The sequence below is a fragment of the Nitrosospira sp. Nsp2 genome (assembly GCF_003050965.1).
In the GTDB taxonomy this organism is placed as follows: Bacteria; Pseudomonadota; Gammaproteobacteria; order Burkholderiales; family Nitrosomonadaceae; genus Nitrosospira.
In genome coordinates, this window is sequence record NZ_QAOU01000002.1 from 15,981 (window position 1) to 31,712 (window position 15,732).

Here is a 15,732-nt window from a genome sequence, read left to right on the forward strand (position 1 = left end):
GAGGCGCGGGTGCGAAGCGTCGTGCCGCTCTACAGGGAGCCGGGCAGGGGATGAGCTCAGGCCGGACAGATGAAGCAGGCGATGCAGAGGGATGCAATTGCTGACACAGAATCAACGGAACTATGGAATCGATGAAACCTTGGGATCCTCTATGAGCGGCAATGAAAATAGCCCCGCGGATGCGGGCGTTGCCGTGGCGGAAGGCCATGGAGGCGCAGGACAAGTGTTGCACGAGCGTTTGAAGGAAATTACCTGCCTGTATGAGATTCGCCGGGGGATGGGATTGGAATTGTCCGTGGATGACGTTTGCGAGCACATTTTCAAGCATCTCATACCCGCCATGCAGTTCCCGGAAATTGCCAGCGCCGTGATCGAGCTCGACGGCAACCGGTTCACGTCGCAGAATCACCGCCAGGGATTGACGAACGCGCTGCAATCGAAGATCAGGGTCAATAGCAAGGTCTGCGGACAGTTGCAGGTATTCTATCCGGCGGACAAGCCATTCCTGGTGCCGGAAGAGCAGCGGTTGATCGACGCGGTCGCGAGCGATCTGGAGATGTGGCTGGAACGAAAGGAGATTGACGAGGCCCTGCGCGAGCGTCTCAAGGAAATCACCTGTCTTTATGAGATTCGCCGCGGCCTGGGGCAGGAGCTCTCAATTGACCGGGCCTGCGGGCAGATTTTCGAGCACCTGCTGCCCGCGATGCAATTTCCGGAACTTGCCTCTGGCGTGATCGAGCTGGGCGGCAGGCGGTTTGTATCCGCGAACCACAGCGAGCGGCGCACGCACGAGCTGCGGTCTGAGATCAGCGCCAACAATAAGGTATTTGGCCAATTGCGCGTGTTTTATCCGGACGACAAACCATTTCTGGTGCCCGAAGAGCAGAGACTGATCGATGCGGTCGCCAGCGACCTGCAGCGGTGGCTTGAACGCAAGCTGCTGGAGCAGACGCTTGTTTCGATAGCGGAAGAACACCAGCGTACGCTTGGACAGGAGTTGCACGACAACCTTGGACAGCAGATCGCGGCCATTGGATACCAGGCGAAGGCCCTCGAGAAAAAGATAACCGCGTCGGGCAGCAGCAGCGATGTTGCCACCGTCGCCGCGTCCATCGCGGCCCAGGCTCAGACGGCCGTGATGCAGTGCAAGCAGCTTGCCCAGGGTTTGCTTCCGTTTGAACTTGAAACCAAGGGCTTGACGGCCGCTTTGCATGCGTTTGCGTCCCAAATAGCCGCCACATACAAGATCAGTTGTGATTTTTCGTGTAAAAACGAGGTTGTCATCACCGATAACAATCTCGCGCTCAATCTTTACCGGATCGCCCAGGAAGCGGTCAACAACGCCATACGCCACGGTGGCGCGCAACATCTGATCATCTTGCTGGAGTCGGACGATGGCATGCTCCGCCTCTCCATCTGCGACGATGGCCGCGGATTTGCCGGCACCAGCACGAGATCCGGACCCACGCCCGGGATGGGCATCAAGATCATGAAATATCGCGCCAGGCAACTCGGTGCCGCCCTGCAATTCCTGAGGCGCCCCGAGGGCGGCGCCGAAGTGCGGCTTGAAATGCGGACGGTTTGATATGGCGGCCTCTAAAGCAAAACTGATGCTGGTGGATGACCATGCCATGCTGCGTCATGGCATGGCGATGCTCATCAATCTGGAACCTGACTTGGAGGTCGTTGGCGAGGCCGGCGACGGCGCCGAAGCATTGGCCAGGCTCAAGACAGAGCCTCATCCCGATATTATTCTGATGGATGTCTCCCTCAAGACGCTCTCCGGGCTGGAGGTCATAAAAAGCATTCATGCCGTGGCCCCGGCATTGCCCGTGCTGGTTGTCTCCATGCATGATGAAACGGTTTACGCCCAGCGCGCCCTGCGGGCGGGTGCGCGCGGATATGTGATGAAGCAGGAGCCGGGCGAAGTGCTGGTGACCGCCATTCGCGAGGTATTGGCAGGGAATGTTTATCTGAGCAAGCAGATGCACGCCCGGATGCTGAACCGGGCCGCGACCGGAAACGGGCAGGCTGAGCCCCTGATCAACAGTCTGACCCCGAGTGAGTTCGAAGTACTGCACTTGATCGGGTCGGGCCATAGCAGCCAGGAAATCGCCAAATTGCTGAGCCGGAGTATCAAGACCATCGAAACGCACCGCTTTAATATCCGGTCCAAATTGAATTTGAAAGACGGGGCCGACCTGATACGTTATGCGACCCAATGGATTTCGGAAGAGCGTTAGCGCGGTCCTCGCGGCGCCACGTTGCCATACAGCAATCATGGGATTTAATCGCGCGTGCATAATCCCCGGTTATTTCCACCACTTCAGGCGGTTATCACCTTGAACCGCCCACATGTAACTACCCCTTGCATTCTACACTTCTGGCACAAAAATGTTGTCTAAGGGTTTCCCTTAGCGTAAAACAAGGGTTTCCCCAATATACTCATAGTGTTGACTGCGATAGGATGACATCACTTTCAATCCTTTTGGGTTTATTACTCTCATGAAAACGACGATAGGAAAGCATCTCGCGGTTTTGTCCATGCTCGGTTTTCTCACCGCATGCGCACAGATGGGATCGCTCGAGGCGGAGGACGCGACTGCTCGCAAAGCGACGCAGAGCGCCCGAACCCATGCAGACCATGATCGCCTGGCGCAGCGTTATCAAAACACTGCCAAGGAATTGCGCGTAAAAGCAGAGGAGCAAAAGAAGCTGCTCCAGCATTACGAGGAGAAAAGCTATCTCTACGGCAGGCAGGCTCAGGATAACAAATCTCATACCGCGGCTTTACTTTCCAGGTACGAGCGAGCCGTAGAGGACAACGTGAAGCTGGCTGCTCATCACCGGAACATGGCGGCCGAACTCGCAAAGGGTAATTATGCGGCATCGGACGCGCCGCGCCAGGACGATAACCGGGAGATCAAGGCGAAGGTCAGCTCCGACCCCGGCAATCGTCTGTAAACCTTTTAACGTGTAACGCGTTTTTACTGTGTCACGAGGATACCGCTCACGTCGAACCAGGTCGGCGTGAGCGGTAAATTTCTTCAACAGGGTGATTCCTTCATCCGTCCTTGATTGCGATTGCTTGATCGCAATTCCTTACAGCGATCCTTATTCCTTAAGCCGATTGCTTGCATCCGGATAGCCGCCAGTTCCCACCCGCGCGGCCATTCACACATACACAAAACCGGCATCAAACCTACTTAAAACCGCTCGCATAACCTGACACCGCGCACATGCTGTTTCAGTAGGGGGCCTGGTATTAAATCGGCGCACAGGCCAGGCTACGAGAAGGGTGTGTAAGAATAAGGGACGGAAACGGATTTTCTGGCTCGGGTTAAAGCGCAAAGGGTCGTGGGATAGAGAATAAATCCAGATCGTTCCTGTTTGCGCAACCAGCCTTGCTGAAATATCGTTGCCTGGCAGGCGATTCCGGGGATACACATTTCAACAAGAAGTATAAGAGACGAACGCTCTTTTTATGGTTGGGGTCGAGGAACCTTGTCAGGTTCGTTTAATCTGCCGGCGGCAATATACTCCCGTCCCCGCGATCCGCCGGGTTTCAACCTCGACCAGTGTCCAGTCCGTCAGGCGTTATACCGGCGCTAAAGCTTGAAAGGAGCGATGCCTAAGCAAGGCCCTGCGGACTTCGCCCAGAATACCCTGGATTCCGGCCAACCCACGAGCGATTCTTCATGCACGTATGGGTCGCGGGATTCTCCGGTGGTTTTGAAGATGGCGTGGGCTATCCGCTCTATCTGGCCTTCTGCGGATCTGATGTAAGGGACGTATTCAACCATTTTTTACACGCGGTTAGTCAACAGAACATCTCCCAATTTAAATAAGTGTGGGCCCGTTTTCTGTGCGGTAGACCGCATTTCGCAAGTATGATCCTGCCGCGCCGCGGGGGCCGCGGTCATCGGCCCGGCACAGGACATATGGAGACGACATTGAAAGGTGATTTTCACGACTACGCCGTTATAGTTTAGAATTGCTCAATCTAAACGGAATGGATTACCTGCATGAAGTGCGATGGGAAGAAAAAAGCGATCTCCTGGAAACATTTGCTGCCTCTGGCGCTCGCGATGAGTATTGGTGCGTGCGGCGATGGAAGCGGACCCTCAGCAAGCGGCGGCAGCGGCAGTGGTAGCGGCGGTGGTGGCGGCAAGACGGAAAAAGGCCCTACGACGGGAAAGTTGCTGGATGCGGCGGTAAGTGGCGTGGGGTACGCGGCGGCGTCCGGAGCTACCGGAACCACGGATGAGAACGGGATTTTCAAGTTTAACCATGGCGACACGGTAGAGTTCAAGCTGGGCAGCCTGGTGCTCGGCAAGGTCCCGGGGGCGGCCATTATTACGCCGATGGAATTGGCGGGGGATAACGATCACAGGTTGCGAAACCTCCTTGTCCTGTTTCAGTCCCTGGACGCGGATGGGAATCCGGCGAACGGCATTTCTATCCCGGCCGCTGCCGCATCTGCCCTCAGTGCCTCGATCAAACTGGATAGTGAACCCGCTGCGTTTGTTGCGTCCCCCGAGTTGCAGAAGGCGAGAGAGGCGGCCGGCATTTCCGGGCCCGTAAAAACCCCCGTGCAGGCCACTGGTCACTTTCTTTCGCAGGGAATGGCCATGCTCAGCAACCAGGTCTGGGTCAAGCAGGATGATGGGACGGCTTCCATTATCCGTATTGCGGGTACCGGCGCGAACGGCGCCGAGTATTTGCAAGGCGAGGCCACGCCGGATGACTCCTGCGACACCAACCGCGTCTGCGGCGGCAATCTGGTCAGCAAAGCCGGTGTCGAATACGGCACCGCGCACCTTTCCGGGGTGAATAACAGGGGCTTCAAATTCGCTGCAAAACCTGTAATCGATACCAATCTTCAGGCTGGGCTGTCGAATCCGCGCCCAAACTGGCGAGTTCGTAGCGATGGCTACAACCTGACTACCTCGGATATTTTCACCGTGCAAAGGAAGCGGGAACAGAAAAGTCTCTTCGGTGAACTCTTCCATATTGCCGGTACGCTCGAGATCAGCTCTTCGAAGGAGCCCATCAAGACCGAGGTCAAGGAAATCCATTTTTCCCCGATGGAGAACGATCCGAAAGGTATTACCGGGGCGTGGATTGCGGACCCCGCCAGCATGAAGACGCCAATGTACCTGTTCTTTTCGAACGGGAAATACATGATGGTCGATCCCGTGGGTGATGTAAAAACGGCCGATCACGAGAGTTGCGGCGACCCGGGTGTCGAGTTTGCCTCATATACTTATGATTCAGGCGGCAAGGTCCTGAATATCAAGGGATTTACCTACGATACCAATGGTTGCGCCGGTTTTTCCACCAACGGCCCGGTATCCTTCAGCATCAGCGCGGATGGCAAAACGGCAACGTTGAATATGCAGGACAAAAGCACGCTTACGCTTCACCGCATATCGAAATAGCACCGTTCGGGTCAACCGGGGTATTTGTGTTTCGACACGCTAGACAGGGCGAAGAAACCATAACTTGCAGCTTTGGCTGGATGACCTTGTCCCGCCCAAACAATTCAGTCGTATGGGTCGCCGCGCACGAGCCCCGCGCGTTTCGGCTCATGTGCCGGATGGATTTATAAAGGAAATTTATAAAAAGCGGGGCGAGCTTGAGTCCGACACGGACAAGCCCGTTTTTTGACGCACAACTAGCCTCTTCCCCGGCCTCCGGTGTTCAGGCGGACCCGGCGCGATGCCGGGCCGTGTCGCGCAGCTGCCGCACCCGGTCGTGGTTCCTTTTCGCGCCTTCAAACTGGTGATCAAGAATAGCGCGCAGGTCGCCGGGCAACTCTTCCCTTAATGCATTCTCGTAGGCCATTAACGCCGCAGCTTCGCCCCGTTCGCATTCTTCCAGAACGGCGACGTTATCGTTATTAGTCAACATCGCTTTAAGATCCACCCAGGCGCGGTGCAATGCGCCCGCCGGGCTCCCGCTTTTGTCCGGGTCGCCGCCGTAGCGTCTCACCTCGGCGCTTAATACGCGAACCCCGTCATCACAACTTTGGGCGCGGTTCTGAAAATACATTTTCAGGGTGGCGTCGTCCGTGTCATCGGCGCAGGTCCTGAACCCTGCGGCGCCATCCCGTGAAATGTCGATCAGGCCGTTGAGCATGCTTACGATTCTGGCATTATCCATTTTATTCTCCTGAAAGTGAAAGGCAGGGGCTTTCCACCAGTTTAGGATGAGGTGGGTACCTGATCTGTTCGGTGAAGCACATTCCGTCGCTTTGCGCCCGGGGCGCGCTCCGCCTGTCCGGTTTCCTGCCAGCGTGGCGGTGGCGGGGCCAAAAAGCAGCGATAAAAATGAACCCGGCGTAAACGGTGCTCTTACATTGGTTTTCGCGGCGGTGCGAGTCGCCACGTTACTCGCCCGACTTCCTCGCCTTCATAAGTCTGCCGGGCAAACAGCTCGAACTCATGCTTCCGCATGGGCTCGGGTATTTTCACCAGCAACCGTAGCGGAATCCGCGCCTTGGCGGGGAAGGCGATCGGCGGAAAACTTACGCGTCCGCAGGGATTCATGACAATGTGAACCACGCGCTGAGAGTCGGGCCTGGGATAGGCGGCGGAAGCGATGTGATGCGGGCATACGCGCAGCCGTTCAGCGAACTCCGGAGGCAATTCGAGCATGATTTCCGAACCGGCCGGAAGCCGCGACACAATCTCAAGCTGCATGCGGCGGGCCATGTCAGGCGCACCCGCGGCCATGAACGGCAGGGCCACATAACCGGGGGGCTCGGCACGCGGAGGCGGGACGTTATCAACCACGTTGAAATTGCGCCATGTGACATTGTTATTGTTGCGGATGAAGGTGGTGAAGTTATTCCAGACCATTAAATCGGCTGGCGTGGGGCCGGGATCGCGCGGGGTGTTGAGGATGCTGATAAAGCAATAATGCCCTGGGCCAGGGATGGCCGCCGCTGGCCAGGTGATGGCGCTTGAGACGGTCAGCAAGTCGCCGGTTGGCACGCTTGGCAGCGTTGTTGCTCCCAACAGGGTCCACAGGTCAGGGGTAAGCAGCGTTGACGGTGGCGCCCAATAGACGGTGGCGGTTACGTTGGAGGCCGCCGTGCCGCCGCGGTTGCGCACGCGCACGTAAACGAAATTATCCTGCCCGCTTTCAGCCTCGTAGCCCAGCGTCACATCGTTCTCGGTGCCGCTGCCCGCGCCGAAAGCCGCCTGAGGGTCTGCCACGGGCGTCTGGCGCAGAATGATGTCGGGGCTCGACGCAATGGCGCCCAAGTGGGGGTCGCCGTTATCGCCCACAAAGTCGCGCAGATAAATATCGGGCGACAGATTGAGCACCATGCCATCGATGATGGCGCGCAAGTTGGGCATGACGCCAATGCGGTCCACGGCTGGGTTTTGGGATGAGGTCCCGTTTGCGGGGTCGGAGAGAATCATGCGCAGTTGCCATGGCGCCAGTCGGCCGCCGCTGGCCGCCTGCATCAGGCCCTGAACTGCAAGGGCCGCGCCCGTGACGATGGGCGAGGCGCTGGAGGTGCCGTTGAACCCGGTGGTATAGAGGTTGGTTGCGGTGTTGGTGGCGTCGGAAGAGAGGGTATCCACGCTCTCGCCCCATCCATAACAGTCTATCCGGCTGCCGTGGCAGGAAAAGCCGAGCCGGGCATGCGGCGCGGTGGCGCTCGCCGCCCCTACTATGATGGCCCCTGAATCCAGAAAATCGGGGCTGGCGCGATTGAATATCTGCTGGCCGCCGGGATTGACCACGGTATCCAGGTCGACGCCGCCGTTGCCTCCCGCCTCCACCACTACGATACCGAGGGAGGTTGCGAGCTGAATCACATCGAAAACCGCCGGCTCAATCTCGACCGGAACGAGGTTGTAGCCGAACAGGTTCGTTTGCGCTTCCAGCAGCAGCACGTCGCCAAATTGCATGACGGCGATCGCGTCGAGTATTGGCTGCGCCGTGCTGTAGCCGCCGCCGTCCCGATGCTGGCCCACGCAGCGGATGGATGCCAGCGCGGGCGTGATGCCCACGCATCCAAGGGCATTGTCCGCTGCCGCGATTTCTCCCAGCACGCCGCTCCCGTGGAAGAAATAGGAGTGATTCAGCCCCGAGATAAGCGTGATGCCATGCGCCGCCAGATCTTCATGGTTGAAGGTCCAACCCCATTCCATATCCACCAGCGCCTGTCCTGCGCCATCCCCGCCGGGAAAGTTCCAGGCGTACTCTGCGTCGATGCCGTCCGGAGCGGGGTCGAGGTATCCCTGGTTGGCGAAGCGGGGATCGTCCGCGGGGTTTACAAGCGGAGGCTCGACGGGCGGCGGTTCGACATAGGCAATGGCGACTGAATCCCATTGCAGCAGCGCCCTCACCAGCTCTTCAGCATTCGTTCCAAGTGGCAGATTCACCGCGAAATAAGCACCGAGGTTCGCGGCGCGGAAGGACGGATCCAGCGCCCGCGCCCGCTCGGCCAGCGCGGCAAACTGCTCAGGCTGAATGGAGAGGAGGGGTTCAAGCGTGATCCCCTCGAACTGGGCTGCCAGCGCGTTCCATGGACCCGCCCCCATGCTTTCCAACGCTCGGGCCGTGTCCTCGCGGGGTAACTGGACATGTTCCTTGAATTTCACCACCACCCGTCGGCGAAATCCCGGGCCGGGTCGCGCTTGTTCAGTCCCGGGCACGCCAGAGCTTTCGCCTTCATTCGTCGCCATTATCGAACTCCCCTTGTTGATTGTTATGAATAATGTATAGCACAGAATTGCCGTGTTGCGCGAGTGAGAACAGCCCTAAAACGTAGTCTGTTCGCTATTTTCGATAGCGCGACAGCTATCCCGGACGTTGCCGGTTACGGAGAAAATGAATATCCATTTTGCGCTGTTGCATTTATTCAGTGCTCACTTGATCTGCAGGAAGGCCGGCCTGTCGCCCATCTCCCCGCTATTTCATTTGCTATTCCGCTTGACAAATCGTGTGTGTGAACTAGTCTGAGGCATGAATGCGTGCTTTCATGTATCCGTGCAGGCCGCTCCATCGTTAATGAACTGTCTTTCGGTCTCTAACCGCATCTTACTTTAGCTGGGGCCTTTCACATGAACTCAATCGATTACGGGTTAAAAATTCGCAAGACTGCTCTCGCGGCACTGCTGGGTGCCGGCCTGACCGTTGGCCTGACCATGGGGTCGGCAGCCTTTGCCCAAACGGCACGGACGACCTCTTACCTCATTGATACGAACAGTTGGCAAGCTACCGAGATTGTTTTTCCCGGAAGAGACACCTTTGCCCGCGGAGTCAACGATCTGGGACAGGTGATCGGCTATAGCGTCACAGCAGGGCGTGATCAGCATGCTTTTATAACCGGACCCGACGGGGCGGGGATAACTGATCTTGGCACGCTGGGGGGGCGGAACCGTGTGGCTGAAGGAATCAATAGCGCCGGCCGGGTGGTTGGATGGTCCGATACAGTGGGGGAAGGCAGTTCCCACGCCTTTATCACCGGGGCCAACGGGGCGGGCATGACCGACCTCGGGACGCTGGGTGGGCCGTATAGCGCTGCTCAGGCAATCAACGCCTCCGGACAGGTCGTGGGATATTCCGATACAAGCTCAGGGGGCAGGCATGGTTTCATCACCGGCCTCAACGGGGTGGGCATGACTGATCTCGGAACGCTCGGGGGAGCGGAAACCTATGCGTTTGGCATCAACGCTGCCGGGCGCGCGGTAGGGTATTCCAGCACGGCAACCGGCAATAGCCATGCGTACATCACAGGCGCGAACGGCGCCGGCATGACCGACCTTGGCACCCTTGGTGGCGGGTTCAGCTCCGCGCTCGGGATAAACGGCGCCGGTCGGGTGGTGGGGTTTTCCGATACGACCGGAGGGGATCGCCATGCTTTCATTACGGGTCCCGATGGCGTCGGCATGACCGACCTGGGGACGCTCGGCGGTAATTTCAGTTTCGCAAAGGCCGTCAACGATGCCGGGCAGGTAGTGGGAGATTCTTTTTTTGACGGCACGCCGGGGGTGACGCACCCTTTTATAACCGGCGCCAATGGGGTAGGAATGACCGATCTCAATACGCTGGTGCACCTGCCGGATGGAGTAATCCTGACTGAAGCGGGGGGCATTAATAATATGGGGCAGCTGGTTGCCACCGCTGCGATTATTCCCGAACCCGCCACCTATGCCCTGATGCTTGCCGGGCTTGTCCTGCTCGGCGTCGTGGCCAGCAGGAAGTCGGGCTCGAATCGCCGCTCTAATGGCCGTTGGGCTTCAATGGCGTAGCCAGTACGTCACGCCATCGAAATCGACCGAACTGAACTTCGCGTTACCTCTCGCTGCCTCGTCCAGGCCTTTTCTGTATTCCGGCAGGTAACCGTCGCGGATAAGTTCCGCGCTGCGCTGGTAGGTGTGTTCCGAGGTGATGTTTTCGACGTTTCTCGCCAGGGACTTGAGGGCCTTTAATTCTTCGGAGTACTCGTCGGTACAGCGGTAATTCAATTCCTGTTCCAGCCACTTGATACGCGCGAACAGATCATCAGTATGTATGAGGTCTGCCGTATTGGTAATAGGTCCCGATTCCATATCGATCTCCTTTGTTTATAGCCTTGCCCGTTGTCGATCAGTTGCTCCCCTACCGCCGCGATAAGCAGGCGCCCAGCCCGTTTCTTGTCTTGCCAGCCGGGACCACCGTCGCAACGGCGGAAATTCAGTGCTTGTCGACGTGTTTCTTTACCCAGGCCACGTAACGGTCCATCCAGTTCTGGAGGAATTTCCTGCTATCTTCATTGCCGATATTCCCGGCCCCGTCAAACAACCCTTCTGTTGCCTGAATGAAAGCTTCGGGTTGCCCCAGCGTCGGCATATCCAGATAGGCGAGCGAGTTTCGCAGATGCTGTTGCGCGATGGCAGTCCCAATGGAACCGGGCGAAGTTCCGATAACGCCCGCCGGCTTGCCCGCCCAGGCGCTCTGGCCGTAGGGCCGCGAGGCATGGTCGAGCGCGTTTTTCAGGACGCCGGGCATTGACCGGTTGTATTCCGGGGTGACGAACAAGATGGCATCCGAATCTGCGATTTCCGTTTTCAGGCGCCTGACCGGTTCGGCGGGGGTGGCATCGTCATCCTGATTGTAGAGCGGCAGGCCGCTAATCTGCAATTGCCTGAACGAGAACTCCGGCGGCGCCAGTTTCACAATGGCTTCAGCCAGATGGCGGTTGAAGGAATCACGGCGAAGGCTGCCTACCACTACGCCAACTCGATAATCACTCATGTCGTCTCCTTTTGGTAATTGCAAAATAATGCAGAGAGTCCAGCGGACCAGCTTACCTTACGATAGCGTCGGGTGCGAAATCGCCAACCTTGACTATCTGTTTGAGTTGGTCTAGAAATTAAAGCGTAGCACCGCAGGGATGGCACTACGCCTGCACATGTCCTTTATAGAGCAAAATGGGCCGGAGTGCCCAACAACAAAGAGGGAAAAGTCGGTCAGGCTTGCCTCAAAGACTTCAGGGATGCCTGACTCTTAAGTAGCATTCATTGTAGACTTTTTCTGAGTGGAGGAAACATGAGCAACAATAACAAACGGGATGATGCCAAACGGAATGATGCCAAACGGGATGATGCCAAACGGGATGATGACAAACGGGATGACGACAAACGGGGTGACCACAAATGGGGTGACGACAAACGGGGTGATGACAAACGGCATGATGACAAACGGCATGATGACAAAGGGGATGATGGCAACGGGGGTGATGGCAAACTGGGTGACGGCAAAACGGTCGTGCTGACGTTCGATGACGGGCCCGCGCCTATAGGAGCGCTTAAAGATATTCTGAAGACGCTGCACCGTGAAGACATAAAAGCCGAGTTTTTCGTCATCGGCAGCGAGGTGGAGGAGAATCCCCAAAAAACGAAAATGATCGTGCGCGAAGGGCATGAAATTCAAAACCATTCCTGGAGTCACGTTAACCTGGCCACTGCGAGCGAGGAGCAGGTGAGGCTGGAGCTGTCACAAACGCAGGATGTCATTGAAGATGTCACCGGGGTAACCGCGACGAAAGTTCGTCCGCCATTTGGAGCCGGGGGCTTTGAGGGCAACATCGATCCGGAATTGGCCGCTGTGGCCAAGGAACTCGATCTTAGCATCGTGACCTGGGATATCGATTCAAGGGACACGTTGCTGCCGCAGGGCCCGGGCCCTGAAAAGTATTCGGATATCGAGAACCAGTTCCTCCAACAACCTGACAAAACCGAGTACGACATCCTCGTGCATGTGAACGAAGGGACAGCGGCGCAACTCCCCGCGTTCATCGAGCAGTTGTCGGAATGGGGATTCACGTTTGGGGAACCTGAAATCTTCTGACAGCGGCTTTCGAACGGGGACCGCCAGGCTATTGGCGGTCTGCTTCGCCCACACTGGTTGAGCGGGAAGTTGCACCCGGGGGCTGCGGCAGCGTTGCTCCTGGGCCCGGTGATCGTCCTTGCGTCCGCGATTTCAGAATATCGCCGAGCCCCGATATCAAGCATGAGCGTACTGCGACCGGGCGCGAAACCATGAATAACGCATTTCAGCATTCCGGGCCGTTCGCTTATGGGCCGAACAGCTCGAGTTATCCGCCTGCTTATCGGCGAACTGCTGTAAGGCAACAAGGGCAACCGTGTTCGCGGGATTCAGCGATGGCGACGTTCACGGCAATTTTAAGTGCCCGGCGACGGATGGCAGAACCGCCGTTACGTTCGCCTGAATGCCGATGCGGTCTGTGGTAACCAGGGTAATAGTTGATCGTTGACTTTATTGCAGAGGGCGAAACATGCTGGGTGATGGCAAATCGGTCGTACTATCGTTCGATGATGGACCCGCCCCATTGAGCGCGCTTGAAAGTATCCTCGAAACGCTGCGTCTGAACGAAATCAAGGCAGAGTTTTATGTACTTGGGAGCGAGGTGGAGCAGTATCCTGACGCGGCGAGAATGATTGTGCGCGAGGGGCATTCCATCCAGAACCATTCCTGGAGCCATGCTGACCTGGCAAGAGCGCCAGCGCAGAACGTGAGACTGGAGCTGAAGGATACTCAGGCTGTTATTGTCGATGCCACAGGAGTAATTCCGACGAAAGTCCGGCCCCCGTATGGTGGGGGTGGGTTTCGCGGCCACATTGATCCCGAATTGGCCGAGGTCGCCGAAGAACTCTCGCTGACTATCGTCACCTGGGATATTGATACCGAGGACTGGAAGACGCCCCAGGGGTTGGGCGCGGAGAAGATTTCAATGATCGAGAGCCAGTTCACGCAACAGTCGCGTAAACTCCTGTTCAATGTCCTCATGCATGTGCAAAGAGGAACAGCCAGGGGCCTGTCTTCTTTCATTGCCCAGTTGAGGGAATGGGGATTCGAGATTGTGGACCCCGAGAACTCGTGAGAGTTGCCGCGACGATCCGCCGGGACTCCTAAACGGCTGCATTCGGCCGTGCTGGCTGCGCCGGGCTTTGTGTTCGGCGTTGTGTTCGGGCTCGGCGACAACGTTGCTCCTGAGCCCGGCGATGGGCTCACCGGCCGTGATTTCGGAATATCGCTGCACTCCGGATATCAAGCATGAATGCACGGCGGCGGGCTGCGAAACCATGAATAACGATTTCTCGCATGCGGAGTCGTTCACTTATCGACCGGAAAACCATGAGCTAGCCGCGTGTTTATGGACGAACTGCTATGCAGGCAATGCGACCGTGTTTGCCAACACCGCGACCGGGACGTTCACGGCAATCGGGCCGTTAATGCCCGTGGCTCACCCCGGAAATGAACCCATCATTGTTTCTCTGACAATCAAAGCCAGCAATAAGGCTAAACCTGTGCCGGGGGAAGGAGAAGCAGCAAGATTTATCGCCGTCTGGGGCTATGGAAGCGAAGGGCTGGCGCTGGAGATGGGCCAGTGCATAATGGTCCGGTAAAAGAGACTCAGTTTTGCGCTTGAACCGCATTTTGTCTTTTTTCCGCACCCCGCTATCCCTCGCCTTGCCCGTGCCGGCCCCCGATGCCCACCGCGCCCCAGCCGCTGACTGCGCCGGCTTGCCCCCGACAGCAAAAGACCAAGGCCGCCACTTGGAGGACCATAACCCCAGTTGCTGCTATAGCCCCAGGTCGGAGTGACGCCCACAGCGCAAGCACTGGGAACGGGCGTGGAGGACTCGGAGCTGGATACAAAGACAAACCTCGTTTCCGTTGCCTTGGTTATATGGCCCGTTCGGACTTAACGGTCGGCGACGAATTTCAGGACGTTTCCATTGATGCAATAGCGCTTGTGGCTCGGCGGTGGCCCGTCGTTGAATAGATGGCCGAGATGAATGCCCGAGCTTGCGCTACGCACTTCGATCCGCCTCATGCCGTGCGAGTTGTCTTCGTGCAGGGTGATGGCCCCTTCCACGGGATCGAAGAAACTGGGCCACCCTGTTCCACTGTCAAATTTGGTATTGCTGTAAAACAGCGTTGCGCCTGTGACGGGGTCGACAAATCTCCCAGGACGCTTTTCATCCAGATTGGATGCGGTAAAAGGAGGCTCGGTGCCTTGCGTGAAGGCGATTTTCTGCTGCTCGGGCGACAGTAGCTGAAAGCCCAGCCATTTCCAGAAATTGGATTTCTCGCCGTTGTATCCCGTGTAGCGGGCGACTTCCTTGCCGTTCTTGAACAGCACGATGGTGGGTGCCGCGAACAAGGGTTTCTCCAATGTCCAGCCGCTGGGCGGACTTGAGTTCAGCGTCCTTGCAATGGGCACTTCCGCTTGCCAGGAACTCATGATGTCCTTTTCGAAGCGCTCGCAAAATTCGCAATGCTCGGCCTCGAATGCCACCAACTGTCGAGCAAGGTCCAGATCGCCGCTCTTCAGCGGCTGCGCTATGGGGTTGGACGTTGCCGAGTCCGCAGAGGTACCGGAGGAGATGGAGGATATCTCCGCCTGCCCAATTTTTTTGGCGGAATCGGGGTATTTCACTCCGATACCCCCCAGTCCGCAATAGCCATCGGGATTCTTTTTCAGATAGTTCTGGTGGTATTCCTCAGCGGTAATGTAATTCTTCAGCGGCAAGATTTCGGTGGTGATCCTGCCGTAACCCGCAGCATTGAGTGCTTTTTGATAAACTGCCTGGGTTGCAAGTCCCGCAGCCTTCTGGTTCGCGTCATGGTAATAGATAGCGCTGCGATAATTGCTGCCTACATCGTTCCCCTGGCGGTCGCCTTGAGTGGGGTTATGGTTCTCCCAAAATTTGGCTAACACTGTTTCCAGGGTTACCTCGGCTGGATTGAAAATCACCTTGACCACTTCCGCATGGTTGCGTGCTGTAGTTTTACCGGTGCGAAGCGCTCTTTCGTGATTAAGGATGTCCTGATAACCGGCGCTGGGAAGATCGCCACCCGCATAGCCGCTTTCCACGTCTACAACACCGGGGATTTCACCCATGCGCTTCTCCACTCCCCAGAAGCAACCCATGCCCAGAACGATATACTCCGTCGCCGGATGTAATGTCGTGATTTTCTCCATTGCATATGCTCCCGTGATAACGCTCAACCCTGCTGCCATAGCCATGGCCGCCTTCATTTCATGGCACCTCCATTAATCGCGATCGTGAGATCTCGATCCTGTTTTGTAATACTTAGAATACCCATCCTTCAAAAAATTCTGTCGCTTATCGTTAAAACAGATAATGCCAATACACGCCCTATCTTAGTGCACCCGTCGATCTTATCGATGAG

General features: G+C 57.1%; 14 protein-coding genes. 8 read left to right on the forward strand and 6 right to left on the reverse strand.

Features of this window, described 5'->3' with window-relative positions; genetic code table 11:
- Positions 1 to 151: 151 nt before the first annotated feature.
- The 4 genes from C8R31_RS04255 (at position 152) to C8R31_RS04275 (ending at position 5,441) form a co-directional block, all read left to right on the forward strand.
- Positions 152 to 1,585 (forward strand): sensor histidine kinase, encoded by a 1,434-nt coding sequence (locus C8R31_RS04255; protein ID WP_107693433.1) that lies wholly within the window; start codon positions 152 to 154, stop codon positions 1,583 to 1,585.
- 1 nt (position 1,586) lies between these two features.
- The gene (locus C8R31_RS04260) at positions 1,587 to 2,243 is read left to right on the forward strand and encodes a response regulator transcription factor (RefSeq protein ID WP_107692852.1); all 657 of its coding nucleotides are present in this window, start codon (positions 1,587 to 1,589) and stop codon (positions 2,241 to 2,243) included.
- A 262-nt stretch (positions 2,244 to 2,505) separates the two neighbouring features.
- Entirely contained in the window at positions 2,506 to 2,964 is a 459-nt protein-coding gene (locus C8R31_RS04265; protein ID WP_258192539.1) for a hypothetical protein, read from the forward strand.
- 1,061 nt (positions 2,965 to 4,025) lie between these two features.
- Positions 4,026 to 5,441, forward strand: a complete 1,416-nt coding sequence (locus C8R31_RS04275; protein ID WP_107692854.1) for an adhesin — start codon at positions 4,026 to 4,028, stop codon at positions 5,439 to 5,441.
- Positions 5,442 to 5,703: 262 nt separating this feature from the next.
- Here C8R31_RS04275 and C8R31_RS04280 read toward each other — a convergent pair whose 3' ends face one another.
- Both C8R31_RS04280 and C8R31_RS04285 read right to left on the reverse strand, forming a co-directional pair.
- Positions 5,704 to 6,165 (reverse strand): PA2169 family four-helix-bundle protein, encoded by a 462-nt coding sequence (locus C8R31_RS04280; protein ID WP_107693435.1) that lies wholly within the window; start codon positions 6,163 to 6,165, stop codon positions 5,704 to 5,706.
- Between the two features lie 191 nt (positions 6,166 to 6,356).
- Positions 6,357 to 8,708, reverse strand: a complete 2,352-nt coding sequence (locus tag C8R31_RS04285) for a S8 family peptidase (protein ID WP_107692855.1) — start codon at positions 8,706 to 8,708, stop codon at positions 6,357 to 6,359.
- Between the two features lie 378 nt (positions 8,709 to 9,086).
- Here C8R31_RS04285 and C8R31_RS04290 point away from each other — a divergent pair, with 378 nt between their 5' ends.
- On the forward strand, positions 9,087 to 10,277 hold the full coding sequence (locus C8R31_RS04290; protein WP_258192540.1) for a PEP-CTERM sorting domain-containing protein: 1,191 nt from the start codon (positions 9,087 to 9,089) through the stop codon (positions 10,275 to 10,277).
- On the opposite strand, the gene C8R31_RS04295 is transcribed toward C8R31_RS04290, so the two are convergent.
- Both C8R31_RS04295 and C8R31_RS04300 read right to left on the reverse strand, forming a co-directional pair.
- Entirely contained in the window at positions 10,266 to 10,577 is a 312-nt protein-coding gene (locus C8R31_RS04295) for a hypothetical protein (protein ID WP_107692856.1), read from the reverse strand. The two genes, C8R31_RS04290 and C8R31_RS04295, sit on opposite strands and share 12 nt — an antisense overlap.
- A 124-nt stretch (positions 10,578 to 10,701) precedes the next feature.
- Entirely contained in the window at positions 10,702 to 11,262 is a 561-nt protein-coding gene (locus C8R31_RS04300) for an NADPH-dependent FMN reductase (protein WP_107692857.1), read from the reverse strand.
- Positions 11,263 to 11,556: 294 nt separating this feature from the next.
- Here C8R31_RS04300 and C8R31_RS04305 point away from each other — a divergent pair, with 294 nt between their 5' ends.
- The 3 genes from C8R31_RS04305 (at position 11,557) to C8R31_RS04315 (ending at position 13,937) form a co-directional block, all read left to right on the forward strand.
- Positions 11,557 to 12,357: a polysaccharide deacetylase family protein gene (locus C8R31_RS04305; RefSeq protein WP_219907446.1), complete on the forward strand. Its 801-nt coding sequence runs from the start codon at positions 11,557 to 11,559 to the stop codon at positions 12,355 to 12,357.
- 448 nt (positions 12,358 to 12,805) lie between these two features.
- The gene (locus tag C8R31_RS04310; protein ID WP_107692858.1) at positions 12,806 to 13,411 is read left to right on the forward strand and encodes a polysaccharide deacetylase family protein; all 606 of its coding nucleotides are present in this window, start codon (positions 12,806 to 12,808) and stop codon (positions 13,409 to 13,411) included.
- Between the two features lie 121 nt (positions 13,412 to 13,532).
- Positions 13,533 to 13,937 (forward strand): hypothetical protein, encoded by a 405-nt coding sequence (locus tag C8R31_RS04315; RefSeq protein WP_107692859.1) that lies wholly within the window; start codon positions 13,533 to 13,535, stop codon positions 13,935 to 13,937.
- Here C8R31_RS04315 and C8R31_RS04320 read toward each other — a convergent pair.
- Together C8R31_RS04320 and msrA are read right to left on the reverse strand one after the other, a co-directional pair.
- Positions 13,883 to 14,143, reverse strand: coding sequence for a DUF3309 family protein (locus tag C8R31_RS04320; protein ID WP_107692860.1), 261 nt, complete (start codon positions 14,141 to 14,143; stop codon positions 13,883 to 13,885). The genes C8R31_RS04315 and C8R31_RS04320 overlap by 55 nt on opposite strands.
- Before the next feature lie 93 nt (positions 14,144 to 14,236).
- A complete protein-coding gene (msrA, locus tag C8R31_RS04325; protein WP_258192541.1) occupies positions 14,237 to 15,565 on the reverse strand; it encodes a peptide-methionine (S)-S-oxide reductase MsrA in 1,329 nt (442 codons plus the stop codon).
- Positions 15,566 to 15,732 lie beyond the last annotated feature (167 nt).